Annotated in this window: 20 protein-coding genes, 2 tRNA genes and 1 pseudogene; 11 read left to right on the forward strand and 12 right to left on the reverse strand. The window is 51.3% G+C overall.

The genetic code is table 11. From position 1 onward, the window contains the following. The first annotated feature begins 17 nt into the window (after positions 1-17). Complete coding sequence (locus tag DD586_RS08255; protein WP_012884353.1) at positions 18-1,202, forward strand: alpha/beta hydrolase-fold protein; 1,185 nt, start codon at positions 18-20, stop codon at positions 1,200-1,202. 403 nt (positions 1,203-1,605) lie between these two features. On the opposite strand, the gene DD586_RS08260 is transcribed toward DD586_RS08255, so the two are convergent. The 5 genes and pseudogenes from DD586_RS08260 to DD586_RS08280 form a co-directional block, all read right to left on the reverse strand. Then, complete coding sequence (locus DD586_RS08260) at positions 1,606-2,682, reverse strand: LD-carboxypeptidase (protein ID WP_157668894.1); 1,077 nt, start codon at positions 2,680-2,682, stop codon at positions 1,606-1,608. Between the two features lie 130 nt (positions 2,683-2,812). Further along, positions 2,813-3,049, reverse strand: a pseudogene (locus DD586_RS08265) (MEKHLA domain-containing protein); the annotation flags it as partial. Positions 3,050-3,306: 257 nt separating this feature from the next. Beyond that, positions 3,307-3,383: transfer RNA gene (locus tag DD586_RS08270), tRNA-Val, on the reverse strand. A gap of 36 nt (positions 3,384-3,419) precedes the next feature. Next, a tRNA-Val gene (locus tag DD586_RS08275) sits at positions 3,420-3,496 on the reverse strand. A gap of 154 nt (positions 3,497-3,650) precedes the next feature. Further along, positions 3,651-5,024 (reverse strand): MATE family efflux transporter, encoded by a 1,374-nt coding sequence (locus tag DD586_RS08280; protein ID WP_012884356.1) that lies wholly within the window; start codon positions 5,022-5,024, stop codon positions 3,651-3,653. Positions 5,025-5,303: 279 nt separating this feature from the next. Between DD586_RS08280 and DD586_RS08285 the strand changes: the two genes are divergently transcribed. After that, the gene (locus DD586_RS08285) at positions 5,304-5,960 is read left to right on the forward strand and encodes a riboflavin synthase (RefSeq protein WP_012884357.1); all 657 of its coding nucleotides are present in this window, start codon (positions 5,304-5,306) and stop codon (positions 5,958-5,960) included. Positions 5,961-6,094: 134 nt separating this feature from the next. On the opposite strand, the gene cfa is transcribed toward DD586_RS08285, so the two are convergent. Together cfa and purR are read right to left on the reverse strand one after the other, a co-directional pair. Beyond that, positions 6,095-7,246: a cyclopropane fatty acyl phospholipid synthase gene (cfa, locus tag DD586_RS08290; RefSeq protein ID WP_012884358.1), complete on the reverse strand. Its 1,152-nt coding sequence runs from the start codon at positions 7,244-7,246 to the stop codon at positions 6,095-6,097. Positions 7,247-7,669: 423 nt separating this feature from the next. Continuing rightward, positions 7,670-8,695: an HTH-type transcriptional repressor PurR gene (gene purR, locus DD586_RS08295; RefSeq protein WP_012884359.1), complete on the reverse strand. Its 1,026-nt coding sequence runs from the start codon at positions 8,693-8,695 to the stop codon at positions 7,670-7,672. A 385-nt stretch (positions 8,696-9,080) separates the two neighbouring features. Here purR and cydH point away from each other — a divergent pair, with 385 nt between their 5' ends. Then, positions 9,081-9,170: a cytochrome bd-I oxidase subunit CydH gene (gene cydH, locus DD586_RS21835; RefSeq protein ID WP_023640084.1), complete on the forward strand. Its 90-nt coding sequence runs from the start codon at positions 9,081-9,083 to the stop codon at positions 9,168-9,170. A gap of 103 nt (positions 9,171-9,273) precedes the next feature. On the opposite strand, the gene DD586_RS08300 is transcribed toward cydH, so the two are convergent. Continuing rightward, the gene (locus DD586_RS08300) at positions 9,274-10,278 is read right to left on the reverse strand and encodes a C40 family peptidase (RefSeq protein WP_012884360.1); all 1,005 of its coding nucleotides are present in this window, start codon (positions 10,276-10,278) and stop codon (positions 9,274-9,276) included. 330 nt (positions 10,279-10,608) lie between these two features. On the opposite strand from DD586_RS08300, the gene DD586_RS08305 reads away from it, so the two are divergent. Next, the gene (locus DD586_RS08305; protein WP_012884361.1) at positions 10,609-10,959 is read left to right on the forward strand and encodes a Grx4 family monothiol glutaredoxin; all 351 of its coding nucleotides are present in this window, start codon (positions 10,609-10,611) and stop codon (positions 10,957-10,959) included. 97 nt (positions 10,960-11,056) lie between these two features. On the opposite strand, the gene rnt is transcribed toward DD586_RS08305, so the two are convergent. Continuing rightward, positions 11,057-11,737, reverse strand: a complete 681-nt coding sequence (gene rnt, locus DD586_RS08310; RefSeq protein ID WP_012884362.1) for a ribonuclease T — start codon at positions 11,735-11,737, stop codon at positions 11,057-11,059. Positions 11,738-11,868: 131 nt separating this feature from the next. After that, positions 11,869-12,276 carry a lactoylglutathione lyase gene (gene gloA / locus DD586_RS08315; protein WP_012884363.1) on the reverse strand — a complete coding sequence of 136 codons (408 nt, stop codon included), beginning with the start codon at positions 12,274-12,276 and terminating at the stop codon, positions 11,869-11,871. Between the two features lie 282 nt (positions 12,277-12,558). Between gloA and DD586_RS21320 the strand changes: the two genes are divergently transcribed. Together DD586_RS21320 and slyA are read left to right on the forward strand one after the other, a co-directional pair. Next, positions 12,559-12,798, forward strand: coding sequence for a DUF1289 domain-containing protein (locus DD586_RS21320; RefSeq protein WP_012884364.1), 240 nt, complete (start codon positions 12,559-12,561; stop codon positions 12,796-12,798). 172 nt (positions 12,799-12,970) lie between these two features. Beyond that, complete coding sequence (gene slyA / locus DD586_RS08320; protein ID WP_012884365.1) at positions 12,971-13,408, forward strand: transcriptional regulator SlyA; 438 nt, start codon at positions 12,971-12,973, stop codon at positions 13,406-13,408. Between the two features lie 465 nt (positions 13,409-13,873). On the opposite strand, the gene DD586_RS08325 is transcribed toward slyA, so the two are convergent. Further along, the gene (locus tag DD586_RS08325) at positions 13,874-14,341 is read right to left on the reverse strand and encodes an outer membrane lipoprotein (RefSeq protein WP_012884366.1); all 468 of its coding nucleotides are present in this window, start codon (positions 14,339-14,341) and stop codon (positions 13,874-13,876) included. Positions 14,342-14,696: 355 nt separating this feature from the next. On the opposite strand from DD586_RS08325, the gene anmK reads away from it, so the two are divergent. The 5 genes from anmK (at position 14,697) to pdxY (ending at position 19,617) form a co-directional block, all read left to right on the forward strand. Then, positions 14,697-15,809 carry an anhydro-N-acetylmuramic acid kinase gene (gene anmK / locus DD586_RS08330; RefSeq protein ID WP_012884367.1) on the forward strand — a complete coding sequence of 371 codons (1,113 nt, stop codon included), beginning with the start codon at positions 14,697-14,699 and terminating at the stop codon, positions 15,807-15,809. A 174-nt stretch (positions 15,810-15,983) separates the two neighbouring features. Beyond that, positions 15,984-16,292 (forward strand): MliC family protein, encoded by a 309-nt coding sequence (locus DD586_RS08335; protein ID WP_012884368.1) that lies wholly within the window; start codon positions 15,984-15,986, stop codon positions 16,290-16,292. Between the two features lie 108 nt (positions 16,293-16,400). Next, a complete protein-coding gene (gene pdxH, locus DD586_RS08340; protein ID WP_012884369.1) occupies positions 16,401-17,099 on the forward strand; it encodes a pyridoxamine 5'-phosphate oxidase in 699 nt (232 codons plus the stop codon). A 138-nt stretch (positions 17,100-17,237) separates the two neighbouring features. Next, a complete protein-coding gene (gene tyrS, locus DD586_RS08345; protein ID WP_041164866.1) occupies positions 17,238-18,515 on the forward strand; it encodes a tyrosine--tRNA ligase in 1,278 nt (425 codons plus the stop codon). Between the two features lie 241 nt (positions 18,516-18,756). Further along, positions 18,757-19,617: a pyridoxal kinase PdxY gene (gene pdxY / locus DD586_RS08350; RefSeq protein WP_012884371.1), complete on the forward strand. Its 861-nt coding sequence runs from the start codon at positions 18,757-18,759 to the stop codon at positions 19,615-19,617. 118 nt (positions 19,618-19,735) lie between these two features. Here the strand turns inward: pdxY and gstA are convergent, their stop codons facing one another. Beyond that, on the reverse strand, positions 19,736-20,350 hold the full coding sequence (gstA, locus tag DD586_RS08355; protein WP_012884372.1) for a glutathione transferase GstA: 615 nt from the start codon (positions 20,348-20,350) through the stop codon (positions 19,736-19,738). Positions 20,351-20,621 lie beyond the last annotated feature (271 nt).

Here is a 20,621-nt window from a genome sequence, read left to right on the forward strand (position 1 = left end):
ACAAAAAGAGGTTAATAATGAAAACCAGGAAAACCTGTCTGTACCTGCTGCTCTCTGCACTGAGCGTCGCCACGCCACTGACGGCGCTAGCCGCCTCGGGGGGGATTCCAGAACTACCGCGTGTTGATGTGCCGACGAAACAGTATTTGTCACAGGTCAACGCGGATAACAGTATTACGTTTCGGTTGTTTGCACCGGCGGCAAAATCGGTGAGTGTGGTGACCGGTGCAACGCCGGAAACCTGGGTTGCCCACCCAATGGTAAAAAACGAGCTGGGTGTCTGGTCGTGGCGTAGCGAGCCAAAGCAGCCCAATCTGTATGAGTATTTTTTTAATGTGGATGGTTTTCGCAGCATTGATACCGGTTCCGCTTTCCCCAAACCGCAGCGTCAGGTCAATACCAGTATGATTCTGGTGCCTGGTAGCGTGCTGGATACACGGGCAGTGCCACATGGTGAACTGCGTACGGTGACCTACCATTCGGCGTCGCTGAAATCGGAACGGCAGGTTTATGTCTGGACGCCACCGGGATACACCGGGACCGGTAAGCCGCTGCCCGTGTTGTATTTCTATCATGGGTTTGGTGATGCCGGGGATTCTGCCGTCAGACAAGGGCGTATCCCCCAAATCATGGATAACCTGCTGGCGGAGAAAAAAATCACGCCGATGCTGGTGGTGATCCCGGATACCGAGACCGATGCAACAGACGCGATTGCGGAAGATTTTTTGCCGAAAGATCGACGTAAGGTGTTTTATCCACGTAATGCTGCCGCCGCTGACCGCGAGCTGATCCATGACATTATTCCGCTGGTCAGCGAGCGCTTCAATGCGCGTCGGGATGCGGATGGCCGTGCGCTGGCTGGGTTGTCTCAGGGGGGATATCAGGCGTTGGTGTCAGGCATGAGCCATCTGGATTATTTCGGCTGGCTGGCAACCTTCAGTGGCGTAACCACGGAAACCGTGCCGAATGCACAGGTCACCGCACAGTTGGGGAATGCTGCTGCTATCAATCGGCAACTGCATAATTTCAGTGTCGCAGTGGGTGAAAAAGATACCGTGACCGGTAAAGATATTGCCGGGTTAAAAGCGCAACTGGAGCAGAAAGGCGTCAAATTCGATTACCGGCAATACCCCGGCTTAGGGCATGAAATGGACGTCTGGCGTCCGGCCTATATCGAGTTTGTGCAGAAGATATTTAAATAACGCCCGCCTTACCGGGTAAAAAAAATGGGCAGGGTATCCTGCCCGTTTCGGTATCTATACCCGTCATACTTCAAGTTGCAGATGCGTTGGCTTTCTTACTCGGCCCATCAATGGGCCTCGCCCTACGGGCCGCAGCAAGCAGCGTTCAAATCGGCGAGTGCCGATTTGTCACTCACCCCAGTCACTTACTGATGTAAGCTCTTGGGGGTTCGCTGCGTCACCGCGTTACAAGGCTCTTGGCGAGCCTTGCCCTGTCGGGCCAACGTACTACGTTGTTCAACACGCGAGCGTGTTGTCCTGCAACTCGAATTATTTTGGGTATAAACACCAATGGGATTGTTTGATGGTTGTGCCGAAAAAATGTGTGCCAGGTGGTGATCGTTGTGGATGTTGTACGCCTAATCTAATGCCGATAAAGGGGAGGTTGTTTAAGGCTGCAATACTCATATTTGATATTGCAATCTATCTCTAATCTTTTCGAAAGAATAAAGGGTGTATTCGTGTATCCATGACCAAATTCTGGGTAGTAATATACGGGGTAATTCGTTTTTTTTGCAAAATTGCTGATGGTATATTTATAGATTTCTTTATCTTTTTTATCCATGTCGTCCTTGTAAAATTGTCCAAAAATTATTGCCTTAGGGTGGAAGTCTCTCTTATAGAGCAGTTGATGTAATGTTCGGTCAAGTTGTCGTGGGTTTTCATCAACATCTTCTAATAACAATATTTTTTTTGAGTAATTATCTTCATATTTTGTTGAAAAAAATGACTGCACTAGCGTCAGATTTCCACCGCTTGCAACCCCGATGGCTCCGGCATAAGCGACGGAATTCATCGGTGAAACTCCACTGTATGTACTGCCTTTGAAAATGGCGGCAAGTGTGTCATTAATGCTGCTATACATATTAATCTTGCTTCCGGTTATAGCATGCATCTCCATATTATAAGATGCGAGGATCCCGTGAACACTTGGCCATTTTATTACATTGTTAACATAATAATGTATTGCGGTGACATCGCTGAAACCGATAAGAACTTTAGGCGTTGACTTGGCGATTTCTTCTTTTTTTTCATAGAGGTAAGGGTATAAGTTAAGTGCGCCTGCTCCTCCTCGTACAAACCAGAGGTACTTTACTTTATCGTCTGTCATAGCCTTAATCAATGTATCCGCACGGGCTTTATCGGTGTCTGTATAGCCTAATGGCGTCGGGTTTTGATGGAGATAAGTTGTGTCAATGCTATATCCAGAAGAGGAAAATGCTTTTTTTATTTTTGGGATGATGCTCTCATCATACTGAGAAGAGATTGATATGAGATATATTAATTTATCAGATGAAAGAACACCACCTCGGTTTGGTTTTTCACAGCAAGGTTGTGATGGGTTTATATGAGAAGAACTGGCGATAGCTGAATAATTAAAAATAAGCAATGTCGAACTCGCCAATATAAATATTAACGAAAGCCTCATTTTTTTCTCCATGTAATTAATGTTCATTTGATGGTCATTAATATAGCAAGAGTTATGATCGGCATAACAGCATTCGGAGAAATCTCACTGAATGTTTCCATTGAGTCGTAGCGTTCGAGGTCATCTTTCTTGTTTTTTTACTTTATATTTTAGCGACTAGTGTTTTATCTTCATCCCAGATATTTTTCATGAAAAAAACAATGCACATTAAATTACACAATTTTAAATTACGGCCTTTAACTGCGCAGAATAGGCCAAACAACGCGGCTTTCCCCCAAACATTGTCGTTGTTGTAATCTAACTGCCACACCTCTCCATCATCAATAGTGAAGGTGTTGCCTTGCTTATCCACATGCGGTCCGGTGTAATGTTTAGCCGTTCCATTACGAGTACACTACATCGAGTATGACTGTCGCTCCGGATTATGAGTCAACGCTGGATTCTGGTTCCCGGCAGTACCGCTTGATAGTAACAATCTGGTATCGAATTCACTCGCATTCAAGATGGACTTAAACGTGGATTTAAAATCGTTGGATCGGGGAGGATTTCGATAGATTTCACTGGAACGAAAGAAAATGAAAATTTTCTTCTTCTCCACGCACTATAGTCATCAGTGTACGGCTATAGAACATGAAATGGTGCGACCGAGTGGACTCGAACCACCGACCCCCACCATGTCAAGGTGGTGCTCTAACCAACTGAGCTACGGTCGCAACGTGTACATTAGCGCGAGGCTAATGCCTGAAAAATGGTGCGTTCAATTGGACTCGAACCAACGACCCCCACCATGTCAAGGTGGTGCTCTAACCAACTGAGCTATGAACGCATTATTTTATCAGCTGCTGTCAGGGCGACAGCGGGGACGAATATTAACGGGCTGGATGGACGCTTGCAAGGAGAAAAACGCAAAATTCCGGTTGTATCTCACTGATTGACGAGCTTGTAGACAGAGCGCCGCTTTTTTCGGCGCTCTGGCGTCCTTAGCGTGCGGCTCGTGCCAGAATACGATCTGGCGATTGGCGCTGTACCCAACGTATGCGCAGTACCATCATGGTGGCGGAGGAGGTCAGGCCGATGATAAATCCCCACCAGAATCCCGCAGGCCCCATACGTGGCACCAGTATGTCGGTTAGCGCCAGCATATAACCGCTGGGTAGCCCCAGCAGCCAGTAAGCGATGAACGTGATGAAGAAGATAGCGCGCGTATCCTTGTAACCACGCAAGACGCCGCTACCGATGGTCTGCACGGCATCGGAAATCTGGTAGACCGCCGCCAGCAGCATCAGATGCGATGCCATCGCTACGACATCCGGATTTTTGTTGTACAGCATAGCGATAGGTTCACGCAGCGTGATGGTAAAGATAGCGGTGCAGATGGCCAGCAACACACCGGCCGCAATACTGGTACGCGCCGCTACCCGGGCCGCTGGTGCTGAGCCCTCGCCCAGACGGTGGCCGACACGAATGGTTGCGGCAACACCTACCGACAACGGCAGTACGAACATCAGTGAACTGAAATTAAGCGCAATCTGGTGCCCTGCCACATTCACGACCCCGAGTGGCAACACCAGCAGGGCGACGATGGCAAATAGTGTCACTTCGAATAACAGTGCCAGTGCTATTGGCAATCCCAGACCGGATAAACGCCGGAGTACCGCCCAATCCGGCTTCAACGGGGTGTTGAATCGGCGGATATCTTTCAGCCAGTAAGCGTGGCGGGAATAGACCGCCATCATCAGCATCATTATCCAGTATACAGAGGCCGTCGCCACACCACAGCCAACACCACCCAGCTCTGGCATGCCAAGCTTACCGTGGATAAAAACGTAGTTGATAGGGATGTTAATCAACAGGCCGATAAAACCGATCACCATACCTGGCTTGGTTTTAGATAGCCCTTCGCACTGACTGCGCAATACCTGATAGAACAGATAACCGGGTGCGCCCCACAGCAGCGCATGCAGATAGTTCACCGCTTTGTCGGCCAGCTCCGGCGCACCGTCATGCATCAGGTTGATCGCATATTTCCCCTGATAAAGCACCACCATGGTCAGTATGGAAATGCCTGTCGCCAGCAGAAAGGCTTGCTGGGTTTGATGCGCGATGCGGTCCCGGCGCCCGGAACCGTTGAGGTTCGCCACGACGGGTGTCAGCGCCATCAGCAAACCGTGACCGAACAGGATAACGGGCAACCAGATGGATGTCCCCACGGCTACGGCGGCCATATCCGTGGCGCTGTAGGAACCTGCCATGATGGTATCCACCACACCCATTGAGGTTTGTGATACTTGAGCGATGATGACCGGGATAGCCAGCGCCAGCAAATGACGGGCTTCTGATAAGTACTTCTGCACGAAAACACCTTCCTAATGCAGGATGGAGAGAGATCTCTAATGAGGAGAGAAAGACAATCATCCTTTATTTTTACGAAAAAAGATGAAGTATTGTAACTATTTGCCAACAGTAAACCAATGATTGACTGACAGAGAATGATCCCGTTTGGTTTTCCTGATGATATGGTGCAAACTGCCTGACATAAGTGAACGTCGCCACTGTCGGGCGTCGGCCGCTATGCCGCGCCGCTGTCGTGGGGCGTTCACGCCTATTACTGATCAGGAGGCAAGCTCAACACCATGTTTACCGGTATTGTTCAGGGCACGGCGACCGTCGTGTCCGTCGATGAAAAACCCAATTTCCGCACCCATGTCGTTCAACTGCCCCCCGAACTGTTGCCGGGACTGGAAACGGGCGCATCCGTAGCGCACAACGGTTGCTGCCTGACTGTCACCCATATTGACGACGATCGGGTGAGTTTTGATCTGATTAAAGAGACACTGCGGTTGACCAATCTGGGTGACGTGAAGGTCGGCGATCGGGTTAATGTGGAGCGTGCAGCCAAATATGGCGATGAAATTGGCGGGCATGTCATGTCTGGTCATATCATGTGCACGGCGGAAATCGTGAAAATTCTGACGTCGGAAAATAATCATCAGATCTGGTTCCGGCTGTCTGATGAGTCGCAGATGAAATATGTGTTGCACAAGGGATTTATTGGTATTGATGGTATCAGCCTGACGGTAGGTGAAGTGACCCGTAGCCGTTTCTGCGTGCACCTGATTCCGGAAACGCTGCAACGCACGACGCTGGGGCAAAAACGCCTGGGCGACCGTATCAATATCGAAATTGACCCGCAGACTCAGGCCATTATCGACACGGTTGAGCGTGTTATGGCTCGTCAGGCAGAGCAGCAACAAGCGCTGGCGGCAGAGCTTGCTGCGAAGAGTGAATAAAAGACGCCTGAACGCGTGTTATTCCTGTTAGCCATAATAAAACCGGCAGCCAGACTCCAGACTGCCGGTTTTTGTTTGTGGCTCTTAATTCGTGAGGCGAGGGCGACAGGAGTGGGCGATGTGCCGCCACCCGTTCATCGTGCCACGCGCATACCGCCTTCAATCCCTTCGACACTGAATAACACCTGCCAGAGTTGGATGTTGCGTGCGCGAAACGCACCGGCACAGGCGTTAAGGTAATAACTGAACATCCGCCGGAAGCGCTCGGGGTAGCGTGCTGACAGGGTCGGCCAGTGCTGCTGGAAGCGCTCGTGCCAGGCCATAAGGGTACGGTCATAGTCCGCGCCGAAATTGTGCCAGTCTTCCATGACCAGATAAGGCTCGCTGCGCTGGGCGATATGCTGCACTGAGGGTAAACACCCATTAGGGAAGATGTATTTGTCTATCCAGGCATCGACCTTGAGGCTGGTTTCGTTTGCGCCGATGGTATGCAACAGGAACAAACCGGTGGATTTGAGGTTTTTTCTGACCACCCTGAAGTAAGTATCGTAATTTTTCGGACCGACATGTTCGAACATGCCGACGGAAACGATACGGTCAAACTGCCGATTCAGATCGCGATAGTCCTGTAGCAGAATGGTGACATCCAGATCCTGACAACGTTGTTGCGCCAATGCCTGTTGCTCGCGGGAGATGGTCACACCGGTTACGCTAACACCGTAATGGCGGGCGGCAAATTCGGCCAGACCACCCCAGCCGCAGCCGATATCCAGCAGTGTCATTCCCCGGCGTAACTGCAATTTTTCGCAAATGAGGCGCAGCTTATCTTGTTGTGCCTGCTCCAGGGTTTCGGCTTGTTTCCAGTAACCACAGGAGTACTGCATGTACGGGTCTAGCATCAGGCTAAAAAGATCATTACCGAGGTCGTAATGCTCCTTACCTACAATCCATGCCCGCCGACGCGATTGCAGATTGGTCAGGCGAGCCATCAGTATCCGTAGCGTATCCTGCCAACGCTGGGGCAGTTGCTTCTCCAGCCCGGCGCGTATCGCTCGATGGAAAAACATGTCTAGCCGTTCACATTCCCACCAGCCATCCATGTAACTTTCGCCCAGACCCAGTGACCCGTCACGCAATATGCGCTTGAACAGTTCAGGGTTTTTGACCTGAATATCAAACGGTCGCGAACCGTTAATGGCGATATTCGCGGCCGACAGCATTTCATTAACCAGTTGGAACCAGGGTTGACTGGGGGTACCCAGATCCTCCACGTAAGATGAACTCATAACTTCTCCCTACCTTGCCAGATACATGCGTTATACGGGATAAACCAGACAAATATCGCGATGGAGGGTATTCGATGTACCCATTCCACACGTCATCGTCTATCCCTGAGAGCCTCAGAGGAAAATAAGAGACAAGCCGACACGAAAGGCGTCTACCCCGGCCGTGACAAACGGTGTAACAGTCATTAGTGGGGTAGAAAAAGTAAGGCGATGCGTATTGCTAAAAGCATCGTCTGATCATGGTTATTGTCGTCAATGACAGTGACAAGTGTATGACTGCTTTAACCCGGCGACAAGATTCATCGGGCTAAAGCAGCACATTGCGTTCTATATTAGGGTGCCAGGGAGACACGCTTTAGCGCTCTACGGCGCGGTATAACGGCGGTTGATTCGCCAGCGTGCGATAACGAAATCGTCTGGCTATTAACGGCGATAATCGAGATACGGGCCGTCAGCAACGGAACGGCGCTCGATCAGCGTCGGGTGGACTTCGATGGTTTGCGCTTCCTCGCGTTTGCTGGTGATGCGGTCAAGCAGCATGGAGAACGCCGCCTGTCCCAGCCGTTCCTTAGGCTGATGAATGGTCGTGAGCGCCGGCGTAAAATAGCGGGAGTGGCGTACATTGTCGTAACCGATCACCGAAATATCCTGCGGTACACGCAGGCCCAGTTCATCCGCCGCACAAATCGCTCCCATAGCCATAATATCGCCGCCGCAGAATACCGCGGTCGGTCGCTGCTTTTGCGCCAGAATCTGATGCATGGCTTTGTAGCCGGATTCGGGTTCAAAGTCACCCTGAACCACCCATTCGTCACGCAGGGGGATATCCGCTTCTTTCAGCGCTTTCAGAAAGCCCAAATAACGCCCGCTGCCGGTATTGCGCCCCTGAGAACCGGGGATGGCACCGATATCACGATGCCCGCGCTCAATCAGATAGCGACCGGCCATATACCCACCGGCAAACGCATTATCAATAATGGTATCGGTGAAATCGCTGTGGGCTTCGCCCCAATCCATGACGACCATCGGAATATGGCGATAATCCGCCAGCATTGACAGCAGTTCAGGCGGGTACTCGGCACACATCACCAGCAGGCCATCCACGCGTTTTTGCGCCAGCATGGACAGGTAAGCACGCTGTTTATCCTGATTATTGTGAGAGTTACACAGAATCAACGTGTAACCTCTGGCGTAGCAACTGTTTTCCACCGCTTCGATAATTTCGGCGAAATAGGGTGCTTCGCTGGAGGTCGCCAGCAGCCCGATAGATTTGGTGTGGTTGACTTTCAGGCTTCGGGCCACCGCACTGGGTGAATAATGCAATTCATCAATCGCTGCGCGTACCGCAGCCTTGGTCTCTTCGGCGACGAAACGTGTTTTATTAATCACGTGTGATACGGTTGTGGTTGAAACGCCTGCGCGTTTTGCCACATCTTTAATCGTTGCCATCTAAAGTGACTCCTGAACTCATCTGTTACAGTCGTGGGTCTGTTACAGCAGTAAATATGTTGTTAATCGTTTGCCTGCGTGAATTTTGCTCCTGCTGGACAACAAGGCAACATTTCAGTAGGAGACATGCCGAGGTGTGTAGCTTGAAGGGAGGGCTGACGCTTCGACCAACGCAGTGTACACGGTAAACTGCGGATTTTGGCCGATTTAGAGCAAAAGGGGAAGAGGCAATTCGTGTTATCTCTGTGACGCAGAAATCGGTTTTTTGACTTCAGTCGGGTAATAATAGACCTATACTTTATGTGCTTGCCCATCCGCCGGGATACGGTGTTGATTCAGACATAACGGGATGATGGCGATCATCAGTCATATACAGGAGAATACGATGGATACAAATTTGAAAATGTCGCTGTGTAGTACGTTGGTCGCACTCGTGGTGATCATTGTTTTTAGTTTCACTGCGGTATTGAACTGATAGCAGATCGCCAGTGGTGTAAAAAGAAAACAGAAAAGGGGCTAGTGCCCCTTTTCTCGTTATTCATTAAGCCATTTAGCCGATTGTTATTGACGAATATCCGTTAGCGAATGGTCTTCGGTGTCACCACGCGGCGAGCGCCGACATAATGATCCTGCCAGTAATCTTCACTCAATTTACTGATTTTGATGTCAGAACCCGAGCGCGGTGACTGGATAAAACGACCATTGCCCAGGTAGACGCCAACGTGGTCGGCAGCACCGCGGTTGGTGATACGGAAGAACACCAGGTCACCGCTTTCCAGTTCGCTTTTCTTGATGGGCGCCGCGTCACGCAGGTGGAACATCTCATTGGCTGTGCGCGGAATCGAGATTTTTACCACATCTTTATAGGCGTAATACACCAGCCCGCTGCAATCAAAACCTGAATAAGGCGTTGCGCCGCCCCAATGGTACGGTTTACCGATTTGGCTCATCAGCTTGTTCATGGCAGTCAATTTGGCGTGCTGATAGCGTTTTTGGTGAGCAGCACTGATGGTCAGCGCCGCTTTATCGTGTTTGCCTTTCTTGCTTTTACCATGTGAAGACGTGGCGGCTACCTCATCTTCTTCATCGACCGCCGCTTTACCTTTTTTATGCGCGTTTTTCGCGACCACGAGTTCATGCGCTTTGTGGCTGGTTTTAGCCTGCGCCGGTGTTTCTTTCTTTGCTGCGTCTTTTTTCGTGGTTTTCGCTAATGCAGCCTTAGTGGTATGCGTGCTTTTCTCTGGCTGCGATTTTGTATGGGAGGAATGGGCTGCCGCCGCCACCGACTTTTTGTCCGCAGACTTTTTGTCATTGTGCGACTTCGCGTTTTTATCGTGACTGGCTACGGTTTTGGCTGGCGTAGGCTTTGCGTGTTTTTCCGGTTTTTTGCCGTGGGTCGGCTCCGTGCCTTTTTTGTTAGCATTTTTGGCAACTTTGTTCTTTTTGGATTCATCAAGCGCTTTATTCGCCGTTTCTACACCAGATTTGCGTGGTGGCACTGCCCCGCCGTGCGGATTAGCCAGCGCCAGACCAGAAAATAGATTACTGAAAAATAATAAAAAGAGCGTAATAAATAACCGCATGATAGTTCTGACCGAATGTTGTCCTCAATCGTTCAATCTTTACAGTATTCCCGAAAATGACCTGATAAAAAAGCGGGAGATAGAATAATCCTACTACAAAATAGTGAGAAAACGTTAACAACGGTGTTTGCTGCTTAATTATCCGGCGATTTGGCGTCGCTTTGTACCGTTAGCGCGTCACCCGGATAAAACCCTATAAAAGATAGCGTTTTTTTGTGGCCGTCGCTATCGTTAGAATACAAAACAAAAGAAGCGGTATGCCACGGTTTGCCGCGAGTCATATGAGCGGCTCTTAAGGGCTGCTCATCACGCGCTTGAGGAAGCAATAGAATGACGACAACGACACTTGAAAAAATTCAGCGCCAGATTGCTGAAAACCCGATTCTGCTGTACATGAAAGGCTCTCCCAAACTGCCGAGCTGCGGTTTTTCTGCTCAGGCGGTACAGGCGTTGTCGGCGTGTGGCGAACGTTTTGCCTATGTAGATATTTTGCAGAACCCGGATATCCGCGCCGAATTGCCGAAATATGCCAATTGGCCGACATTCCCGCAGCTGTGGGTGGATGGTGAATTGGTTGGCGGTTGTGACATCGTCATTGAGATGTATCAGCGTGGCGAACTGCAACAGTTGATTAAAGAGACAGCTGACAAATACCGTTCCCAGCAGGAAGACCAGCAGTAATCTTCCTTATCGTCAGGCAGCATTGCGCTGCCTGACGGCCTGTTTATCGTTGTTTTACGCCAGCATAGGTTGGCGTGTGAGCAGTAGTTGTACCGCCTTATCCTTCGTCGACAGCCAGTGGCGCGTCTTCGGTATCGCCGACAGCGCCAGCCAACGGCCAGCCCCCCATCCGTTTCCACCGATTGACCAGTTCACAAAACAGCTGTGCTGTGCGCTCGGTATCGTACAGCGCCGAGTGTGCCTGGCTGGCATCGAAAGGGATTTCCGCGGCAATACAGGCTTTAGCCAACACGGTTTGCCCCAGCACCAGCCCGCTGAGTGCGGCGGTGTCAAAGGTGGCAAACGGGTGGAATGGGTTGCGTTTCAAGCCGCAACGTTCAGCCGCCGCCATCAGAAAGCTGTGATCGAAGGTTGCGTTATGCGCCACGATGATCGCACGATTACAATTCTGGTCCTTGATACCTTTGCGAACGGCTTTAAAAATGTCATGTAGGGCGTCATATTCACTCACCGCGCCGCGCAGAGGATTGCTCGGGTCGATACCGTTAAACGCCAGTGCTTCGGGACGCAGAATTGCGCCTTCGAACGGTTCGATATGAAAATGCAAGGTGTCGTCCGGCTGTAACCAACCGCTTTCATCCATTTTCAGCGTTACCGCTGCAATTTCCAGCAGCGCATCGGTTTTCGCGTTGAACCCGGCGGTCTCAACGTCAATCACCACAGGGTAAAACCCACGAAAACGCGCGTTCAGAGCGTTCAGGTTATTTTTCTCAGCCATTCGTTTCTTATTTCTTCAGCAACATGCAGTGCGCATTATGGCAAATTGTGTCGGGGGATGCAGCAGCCAGACAGAGTGCCGTCCCCCGGAAAAGGCAGGTGCCGTCGGCACCTGAACAGGCAAGGATAGAATCAGTTACCCAGTCCTTGACCGGCTTGTGAACGTTCAATCAGTTCTATCTTGTAGCCATCCGGGTCTTCAACGAAGGCGATCACGGTGGTACCGCCTTTGACCGGGCCTGCTTCACGGGTCACTTTGCCGCCGACCTGACGAATACGCTCACATGCGCCGGCGACATCATCCACACCCAGCGCGATATGACCAAAGGCGGTACCCATCTCATAGCTGTCTACACCCCAGTTGTAGGTCAGCTCGATCACCGCGCCGTCGCTTTCCTCGGTGTAGCCGACAAATGCCAGAGAATACTTATATTCCGGATTGTCGCTGGTGCGCAGCAGACGCATACCCAGTACCTTGGTATAAAAATCGATAGCGCGTTGCAGGTCGCCAACACGTAGCATGGTGTGAAGTAAACGCATAATGACCCCTATTCTGATCCGTGGGTTAGCCGTCTGGGCGATATCGGTAGTATTCCGTTATCGTCTGAAACAATAGGGCCAGAGTATAGCGTCGTTGCCGGGGTGAGTCCAAATCTGTGGCGGAGAGATGTTGTGTGTCGTTGAGTCCGGTTTTGATGCGCGTTTGCCGCAAAACAACCAGGATAAACGGAAATATGGTGGTTAATTGCGCATTAACGCCACGTAAGGCTTGCCAGTGAAGGCAATCAAGGTTTCAATAAAGATGTCGGATGAGGAGGTACTGTGGCCGAGCAGCTCGAGCTTTTTCCTGTTCCCAACCCATGCCGCGGTATCTGCCAGGCGGATGACCGGGGCTTCTGCCGTGGTTGTTTTCGAAGCCGTAACGAGCGCTTTAATTGGGGAACGATGAGCGATGCGCAAAAACAGGATGTGCTACGATTATGCCGCCAAAGGATGAAGCGTTCGCAGCGAAATGAGAAAAATTCAACATCCTCAGAACCGGATCAGCCGACCCTGTTTTAATCGACATGGTGATATTTAATGGCATAAATTAAGTTCAAGATCATTTTTAATTAATTATTATTTGCTAGAATAGATAGATAACAATAAGACCTTTTTATAAAACTTTCGTTTTAAATCAGAGTTGATTGCAATCCAGGGAAGTTGCTTAGTATGCTAACTATAAGGAGAGGTGATGGAATTGCCGTTAGGTTCTGATTTAGCTCGGTTGGTTCGTGTATGGCGTGCTTTGATTGATCATCGATTGAAGCCTCTAGAGCTCACTCAAACTCACTGGGTCACGCTGCATAATATTCACCAACTGCCTCCGGGGCAGTCCCAAATTCAACTTGCCAAGGCGATTGGAATAGAACAGCCTTCGTTGGTGCGAACGTTGGATCAGTTGGAAGACAAAGGGTTAATTACCCGACATATTTGTGCCCATGATCGACGCGCCAAACGAATTCTGTTAACAGATATGGCCGATCCGATCATTCAGGCGGTAAATGACGTTATTGATCAAACACGCAGCGAAATATTAGATGGTATTACTCCTGCAGAAGTAGATGAGTTAGCCACTATTATCTCCCGACTGGAAAAAAACATATTGGCATTACATGAGACTCAGTCTTAATTAATAGAAGAAGTAAATGTCCCGGCAGGTAATTCGAATTTCAGGCAATATATACTCACAATGATTCGAGTTGCGGGGCGGTACGCATGCGTGTTGTACCGTTATAAATTGCACAATTATATGTTGTGCAATTGTATGTGGTGTAATGCGTTAACCCTTCAGGGCAAGGCTCATGATGAGCATTTGCAATGCGGTAATCGGCGTATTTCAAGCGGCTTACATGAGTAAGTCACTGAGATAACGGACAACGTTGTCGGGAGCGGCGTTGTGTTCGATAAGCCTCATACCTGAAGGGTAAAAGTCGGCGCTGGACTAATAACACCAACATTCCTGTAACCTGAAGTTATAACAGGTATGACGTTATAATGGGTATAGCGTACCAATAATGGCTTATCTGAACAGGCGAGTCGGGTGAGGGCGATAAGACAATCACCACCCCATTGGGTGGTGATTGATTATTATCGCTTAGCGAGGAGATACCGTGATGGAACGACCATTACTGGCCATCGCTACACGTTGACCAGCGTGGAATTTGGTGTCGCCTTGTTTTTGTACCACCATGATGGTGCTGCCATCATCTTTACGGATTTCCAGCTCAACCCCCTGAACGCGGTTAACCGCGCCTTCAATGCTGTTACCCGCAACGCCACCTGCAACCGCGCCTGCCGCTGTTGCCAGATTACGACCCGTACCACGACCGATAGTATTCCCCACCAGTCCGCCCAGTACCGCGCCACCGATCGTACCAATGACATTGCTGTCTTCCCCGGCCTGAATCTGTACCGGGCGGGTGGAGACAACGGTACCGTAGGTTACCGTCTGGACTTGTTTGGCTTCAGATGCACTATAAACGTCTCCTGACAGGGTACTGGTGTTAGCACAACCCGCCAGTGTGATACCTGCTAAAGTGATCACGAGAAAACGTTTCATCATAGAAAGACTCCTGTTATAGCTGTGTCTGTGTCGGAGGGCGCAGCCTGAGCCGACGAATTATCTCTTGTCGCATTATGGCGTGGTCGAACGCACCATTCTACTGTGTCGATTAGCGTCAAAGATAGAATAGCGCGACTAAATTGATAATAAACGCGTTATAAAGTTCCTTGAGAATCCCTCTTTTTCTGAAAAAGGCACTGAAGGATAATGGGCGATCTGCTCTGGCATCTGTCTGACAAAAAAGACAAAATTGGGCCAGAAAACCGCGCTCCACGAACCGTGTGCGCGCGCTGACGCCGGTATCGATGCTGTCATGGCGTAACCGGCAGTCATTTACATAACGAAAGGTAACCCGATGAGGTCTGGAAGATATATTGGCGTGATGTCTGGCACCAGCCTGGATGGTGTCGATGTGGTGCTGGCCGCCATTGACGAGCACACCGTTGCACAGCAAGCCAGTTATTGTCACCCGATTCCGCCTGAGATTCGCCAGACGATACTGAGCATGAATCAAGGGCAGGCGGTAACGCTTTCCGCGCTGGGGCGGCTTGATACCCGCCTTGGCGCGCTGTTTGCCGACGCGGTACAGGCGTTATTGCGCCAGACCGGCCTGAGTGCGGGGGATATTACCGCGATTGGCTGTCATGGACAGACGGTTTGGCATGAGCCAGACGGCGATGCCCCTTGTACGATGCAGATTGGCGATTGTAACCGTATTGCCGCGGTGACCGGCATCACCACTGTAGGTGATTTTCGGCGGCGAGATATGGCGTTGGGCGGACAAGGTGCACCGCTGGTGCCCGTTTTCCACCACGCGTTGCTGCAACATCCGGTGGAGCGACGAATCGTACTGAACATCGGTGGGATCGCCAATATTTCGGTACTAGCGCCGGGGAAGGCGGTAAAAGGTTATGACACCGGGCCGGGTAATATGCTGTTGGATGCCTGGGTATGGCGAAATCGGGCGCAGCCCTATGACAAAGATGCCGCCTGGGCGTTGACGGGGCAGGTGGATAACCGCTTACTAAGCCACATGCTGGCCGATCCGTATTTCGGTCTGGTGGCACCAAAGAGTACCGGGCGTGAGTATTTCAATCTGACATGGCTGGAAAGGCAACTGGTGTCGTTTGTGCGTTTGCGCCCGGAAGATGTGCAGGCCACGCTGGTAGCGCTGACGGCGGAAAGCATCGCCGAACAGGTATTGTTGACCGGGGGATGTGAGCGCGTACTGGTGTGTGGCGGTGGTGCGCGTAATCCATTGCTGATGAGTCAGCTGTCGGCGCGCCTGCCGGGTATTGAAGTTTGTCCGACCGATAACTTCGGTATCCGGGGTGATGATATGGAGGCGCTAGCGTTCGCCTGGCTGGCATTTCGCACCCTGTCGGGGCTGCCGGGCAATTTACCCTCGGTGACGGGGGCCAGCCGTGAAACGGTCCTGGGGGCGATTTATCCCGCGATGGTGGCGTAAATCGGCTGAAGGACGTGTAATCGAACGTATGTGATGTCAGTGGATGAGGGTGGTGTAATCAGATTTTGCCGACAGGCCTGTCAGCGTGTTGTTGATAGACTCCTCTTTTGTGTGATGGTTCGCGCAGGATGCCGGAATCGTCGAATGCCAGAAAAAAAGACGGAGAAGAATAAGATGAAACCACTGTGGATGACAGGGGCATTAGTGTTGCTCAGTGGCTGTGCCCATTTTATGCCGACGGCGCAGCCACAAACCTTACACTACCAATGTGGCACCATGCCGCTTACCGTCACACTGAATCCCGGCCAAAAGGTCGATAGCGTGACGTTCCTGCTGGATGGAGAACCTCATACCTTGCCACAGGTGCCTGCTGCATCCGGTACGCGTTACAGCGATGATCGTTATACGTTTTGGAGCAAGGGCCAACAGGCGTTTATCGTCAGAGGCGATAGAATCATCGTGAATGATTGCGTGTTGCAGTAAGGCTGTTTCTATGCCGTTGTATGTCGTTGCGGGCGTTGAGATTTCGACGACGCGGGCGCAAAATGGGCCATTCCCCTTTCTCGCCCGATAAGGCAACGGCAGGATTGCATGACCACAGAAAACGACAACGCCCGCAACAAGGTGGCCCTTGCGCCGGAACAGGCCGCAAGCGTCGATATCGCCGACTTGCGGCGTGAATATACTCAGGGCGGCCTGCGCCGTCGTGACCTCACCGCCAACCCGCTCGATCTGTTTGAACGCTGGCTGAAACAAGCCTGCGAAGCGCAACTGGCAGATCCTACCGCGATGTGCGTGGCAACGGTCGATGAGCAGGGCCAGCCTTATCAGCGCATCGTACTGCTGAAACACTATGATGAAAAAGGCATGGTGTTCTATACCAACATGGGCAGCCGCAAGGCCCAGCAACTGGCTGCTAACGCCCGTATCAGTCTGCTGTTCCCCTGGCACATGCTGGAGCGTCAGGTGATTGTCCAGGGCAAGGCGGAAAAACTGCCGATGCTGGATGTCATGAAGTATTTCCATAGTCGCCCGCGCGACAGCCAGATTGGTGCCTGGGTTTCAAAGCAGTCCAGCCGCATCTCTGCCCGCAGTATGCTGGAAAGCAAATTCTTTGAAATGAAGCAGAAGTTCCAGCAAGGTGAGATTCCACTACCGAGCTTCTGGGGTGGGTTCCGCGTCACTATCGAGTCGGTGGAGTTCTGGCAGGGGGGCGAGCACCGCCTGCACGATCGTTTTCTGTACCAACGCGAGGGCAATGGCTGGACAATTGACCGGCTGGCACCCTAAATCACCGGATTTTGTTGAGTTAAGCGCTGGCACTCCCGGTGTCGGCGCTTTATTCTATGTCACCCTGAATTATTACTTTCGCCGCTATGGCGAAAAGTCGTGTACCGGCAAAGGTGCAGTCGTTTATACATGGAGACTTTGATGGCAAGCAATCTGATTCAACAATTGCAAGAGCGGGGCCTGGTGGCCCAGGTAACGGACGAGGGCGCGTTAGCAGAGCGACTGGCGCAGGGGCCAATTGCACTGTATTGCGGCTTCGACCCGACCGCCGACAGCTTGCATTTGGGACATCTGGTACCGCTGCTGTGCCTGAAACGCTTTCAGATGGCCGGACACAAACCGGTAGCGCTGGTGGGTGGTGCTACGGGGTTGATTGGCGACCCGAGTTTCAAAGCCGCCGAGCGTAAGCTGAATACCGAAGAAACCGTGCAGGAGTGGGTAGAGAAAATCCGCCGTCAGGTCGCTCCTTTCCTGGATTTTGACTGTGGTACCAACAGCGCTATAGCCGCCAACAACTACGATTGGTTTGGTTCCATGAACGTGCTGACGTTCCTGCGCGATATCGGTAAGCATTTCTCCGTCAACCAGATGATCAACAAAGAAGCGGTCAAGCAACGTCTGAACCGTGATGACGTGGGCATTTCCTTCACCGAGTTTTCCTACAACCTGTTGCAGGGCTACGACTTTGCTTCGCTGAATGCGCTGCATGGCGTGGAGTTGGAGATTGGTGGTTCTGATCAGTGGGGTAACATCACCTCCGGGATCGACCTGACCCGTCGCCTCCATCAGAAGCAGGTGTTTGGTTTGACGGTTCCGTTGATAACCAAGGCAGACGGAACCAAATTCGGTAAAACCGAAGGCGGGGCGGTATGGCTGGATCCGAAGAAGACCAGTCCGTACAAGTTCTATCAGTTCTGGATCAACACCTCTGACGCGGACGTGTACCGCTTCCTGAAGTTCTTCACCTTCCTTGACATTGACGTTATCAATGCACTGGAAGAAGAAGATAAGAATAGTGGGGTGGCGCCGCGTGCTCAGTACGTTCTGGCAGAAGAAGTGACCCGTCTGGTGCACGGTGAAGAGGGGCTGACAGCCGCTAAACGTATCACCCAGAGTCTGTTTAACGGTAACCTGAGCGATCTGACCGAAGCGGATTTCGCGCAACTGGCGCAAGACGGCGTACCGATGGTGGAACTGGCGACTGGCGCGGATTTACAACAGGCGCTGGTTGATTCCGAATTGCAGCCTTCTCGTGGGCAGGCGCGTAAGACCATCGCCTCCAACGCGATCACGATCAACGGTGAAAAACAGTTCGATCCGGAATACACCTTTACGGATGCTGACCGGCTGTTTGGCCGTTATACCTTGCTGCGTCGGGGCAAGAAAAACTACTGCCTGGTCTGCTGGAAAGACTGATGGATACACGGAAGGGAGCAGCATGCTCCCTTCGTTTTTAGGCACCTCCTCACAGAGGGGGATAGCCTGACAGGTTCACCAGGTAATACCGTATCAGCTATACCGTATCAGCTATACCGTATCAGCCATACCGTGGCGGGCGGGATAACAGCATGACGCTGTTCGATAAGAAACGGTTTAATAACCAGCAGTATATAAAAACAAACACATCGCATTTGAGCAGGCAAAGGTAGTCACTTTCATGAAAAACATACTGTCGATTCAGTCTCACGTGGTTTTCGGTCATGCCGGCAACAGCGCGGCGGAGTTCCCCATGCGTCGGATGGGTGTCAATGTCTGGCCGCTGAATACCGTGCAATTCTCCAACCACACGCAATATGGTCAATGGACAGGCTGTGTTATGCCCGCTGAACACCTGACCGAGATTGCTCAGGGCATCAGTAATATTGATCATTTGAAGGACTGCGACGCGGTACTGAGTGGGTATATTGGCTCACCAGAGCAGGGCGGGCATATTCTGGAGGTGGTGCGCCGGGTAAAGGCGGCGAATCCACGTGCCATTTATTTCTGTGACCCGGTGATGGGTACGCCGGAAAAAGGCTGCATTGTACCAGCGGGTGTGACGGATTTTCACTGTAACCAGTCACTACAGGCAAGTGACATGATTGCCCCCAACCTGCCGGAGCTGGAATTGCTGAGTGGGCGAACGATCCATACGGTAGAAGAAGCTGTGCAGGCCAGTCGTGAACTGTGTCAGCGCGGGCCGCAACTGGTGCTGGTTAAACACTTAAGCCGTGCGGCCGCCAGCAAAGACAGTTTTGAAATGTTGCTGGTCACCCCGAAAGAAGCCTGGCATATCCAGCGCCCGCTGGTGGATTTTGGGCCGCGCCAACCTGTGGGGGTCGGTGACCTGACCAGCGGTTTGTTACTGGTGAATCTGCTAAAAGGCGTCGCGCCGGAAAAAGCGCTGGAACATACCACCGCGGCTGTCTACGAAGTGATGCTGGTCACCAAAGAAATGGAACAGTACGAACTGCAACTGGTGGCAGCGCAAGATGGCATCGTACAGCCGCGTCACCATTTCCAGGCTGTTCGTCTTTAGTTGCTAAATTGGTCGTGGGTAAAACCGGCCGTGACAGGCACACCATAAAATAACGGGGCATCAAGCCCCGTTGTTGTTACTGCGGTAAGCGCAGTATGCATTCCATCATTCTGATTTGTCAGAATTTTACTTCAAGCCCTTCCGCCGTCAGTGCTTTTTCTACCGCCGGTCGCCCGGATACACGCTCCAGATACGCCACCAACGCAGGGAATTGAAGCAGGTTAAACTTCAGGTCATGTGCCCAGCGAGAAATGGTGAACAGGTAAGCATCGGCGACGCCGAACCGGTTACCGACCAGATAATCGTGTTCGCTGAGTACCTGATTCAGGTAACGAAAGCGCTGTTCCAGATAGCTTTTCAGCAAATCTTTGTACAGTTCTGGCGTACCGGGGCGGAACAGCGGCGTAAATGATTTGTGCAATTCCGTGGAAATATAGGCCAGCCATTCAATGGCGCGGTAGTGATGAATGGTGCTGGACGGCGCTATCAGGTTATATTGCGGTGCTTTGTCTGCCAGATACAGGGCGATAGCAATATTTTCCGTCAGAATCGTTCCGTCATCCAATGCCAGCGCCGGGACCATTCCTTTGGGGTTGATCTGCAGGTAGTCGCCATCCTGCTCGGTTCTCTTGGTACGCAGGTCGACATTCACCAGTGTGAACTTGGCCCGGGTCTCATGCAGGATGATATGAGGAAACAGTGAGCAACTTCCCGGTTTGTAATAGAGTTTCATTCGCCATTCCTTCAGTAAACGTCTTTGCGGTGAGTTGTAGTGTCAGGTATATCGTGTCAGAGCCCGTTGTATCAAAACATGTTCTATCAGAGCATGTCCTATCAGAGCATAGTGTTAACAACGTAAGCGTTTTCACACGATCATGTAAATTCATATTGCTATAAATCACAGAATCAGGCTGTGCGCGGCATCTCAAGATAAGAGTGCTATGAAATCAACGCACTGCCGGGTGGTCTCCTTTTCCCAATATTCGTTAGTCTACAGAAAGTCC

The sequence above is a fragment of the Dickeya parazeae Ech586 genome, assembly GCF_000025065.1.
In the GTDB taxonomy this organism is placed as follows: Bacteria; Pseudomonadota; Gammaproteobacteria; order Enterobacterales; family Enterobacteriaceae; genus Dickeya; species Dickeya zeae.

What these genes read in the sequence shown, in the direction of transcription:
- DD586_RS08285 (WP_012884357.1), top strand. Translation starts at nt 5,304, where the DNA reads ATGTTTACCGGTATTGTTCAGGGCACGGCGACCGTCGTGTCCGTCGAT.
- DD586_RS08300 (WP_012884360.1), bottom strand. Translation starts at nt 10,278, where the DNA reads ATGCGGTTATTTATTACGCTCTTTTTATTATTTTTCAGTAATCTATTT.
- DD586_RS08255 (WP_012884353.1), top strand. Translation starts at nt 18, where the DNA reads ATGAAAACCAGGAAAACCTGTCTGTACCTGCTGCTCTCTGCACTGAGC.
- DD586_RS08325 (WP_012884366.1), bottom strand. Translation starts at nt 14,341, where the DNA reads ATGATGAAACGTTTTCTCGTGATCACTTTAGCAGGTATCACACTGGCG.
- DD586_RS08260 (WP_157668894.1), bottom strand. Translation starts at nt 2,682, where the DNA reads ATGGAGAAAAAAATGAGGCTTTCGTTAATATTTATATTGGCGAGTTCG.
- gloA (WP_012884363.1), bottom strand. Translation starts at nt 12,276, where the DNA reads ATGCGTTTACTTCACACCATGCTACGTGTTGGCGACCTGCAACGCGCT.
- anmK (WP_012884367.1), top strand. Translation starts at nt 14,697, where the DNA reads ATGAGGTCTGGAAGATATATTGGCGTGATGTCTGGCACCAGCCTGGAT.
- cydH (WP_023640084.1), top strand. Translation starts at nt 9,081, where the DNA reads ATGGATACAAATTTGAAAATGTCGCTGTGTAGTACGTTGGTCGCACTC.
- DD586_RS08335 (WP_012884368.1), top strand. Translation starts at nt 15,984, where the DNA reads ATGAAACCACTGTGGATGACAGGGGCATTAGTGTTGCTCAGTGGCTGT.
- gstA (WP_012884372.1), bottom strand. Translation starts at nt 20,350, where the DNA reads ATGAAACTCTATTACAAACCGGGAAGTTGCTCACTGTTTCCTCATATC.
- slyA (WP_012884365.1), top strand. Translation starts at nt 12,971, where the DNA reads ATGGAATTGCCGTTAGGTTCTGATTTAGCTCGGTTGGTTCGTGTATGG.
- rnt (WP_012884362.1), bottom strand. Translation starts at nt 11,737, where the DNA reads ATGGCTGAGAAAAATAACCTGAACGCTCTGAACGCGCGTTTTCGTGGG.
- DD586_RS08305 (WP_012884361.1), top strand. Translation starts at nt 10,609, where the DNA reads ATGACGACAACGACACTTGAAAAAATTCAGCGCCAGATTGCTGAAAAC.
- pdxY (WP_012884371.1), top strand. Translation starts at nt 18,757, where the DNA reads ATGAAAAACATACTGTCGATTCAGTCTCACGTGGTTTTCGGTCATGCC.
- cfa (WP_012884358.1), bottom strand. Translation starts at nt 7,246, where the DNA reads ATGAGTTCATCTTACGTGGAGGATCTGGGTACCCCCAGTCAACCCTGG.
- pdxH (WP_012884369.1), top strand. Translation starts at nt 16,401, where the DNA reads ATGACCACAGAAAACGACAACGCCCGCAACAAGGTGGCCCTTGCGCCG.
- purR (WP_012884359.1), bottom strand. Translation starts at nt 8,695, where the DNA reads ATGGCAACGATTAAAGATGTGGCAAAACGCGCAGGCGTTTCAACCACA.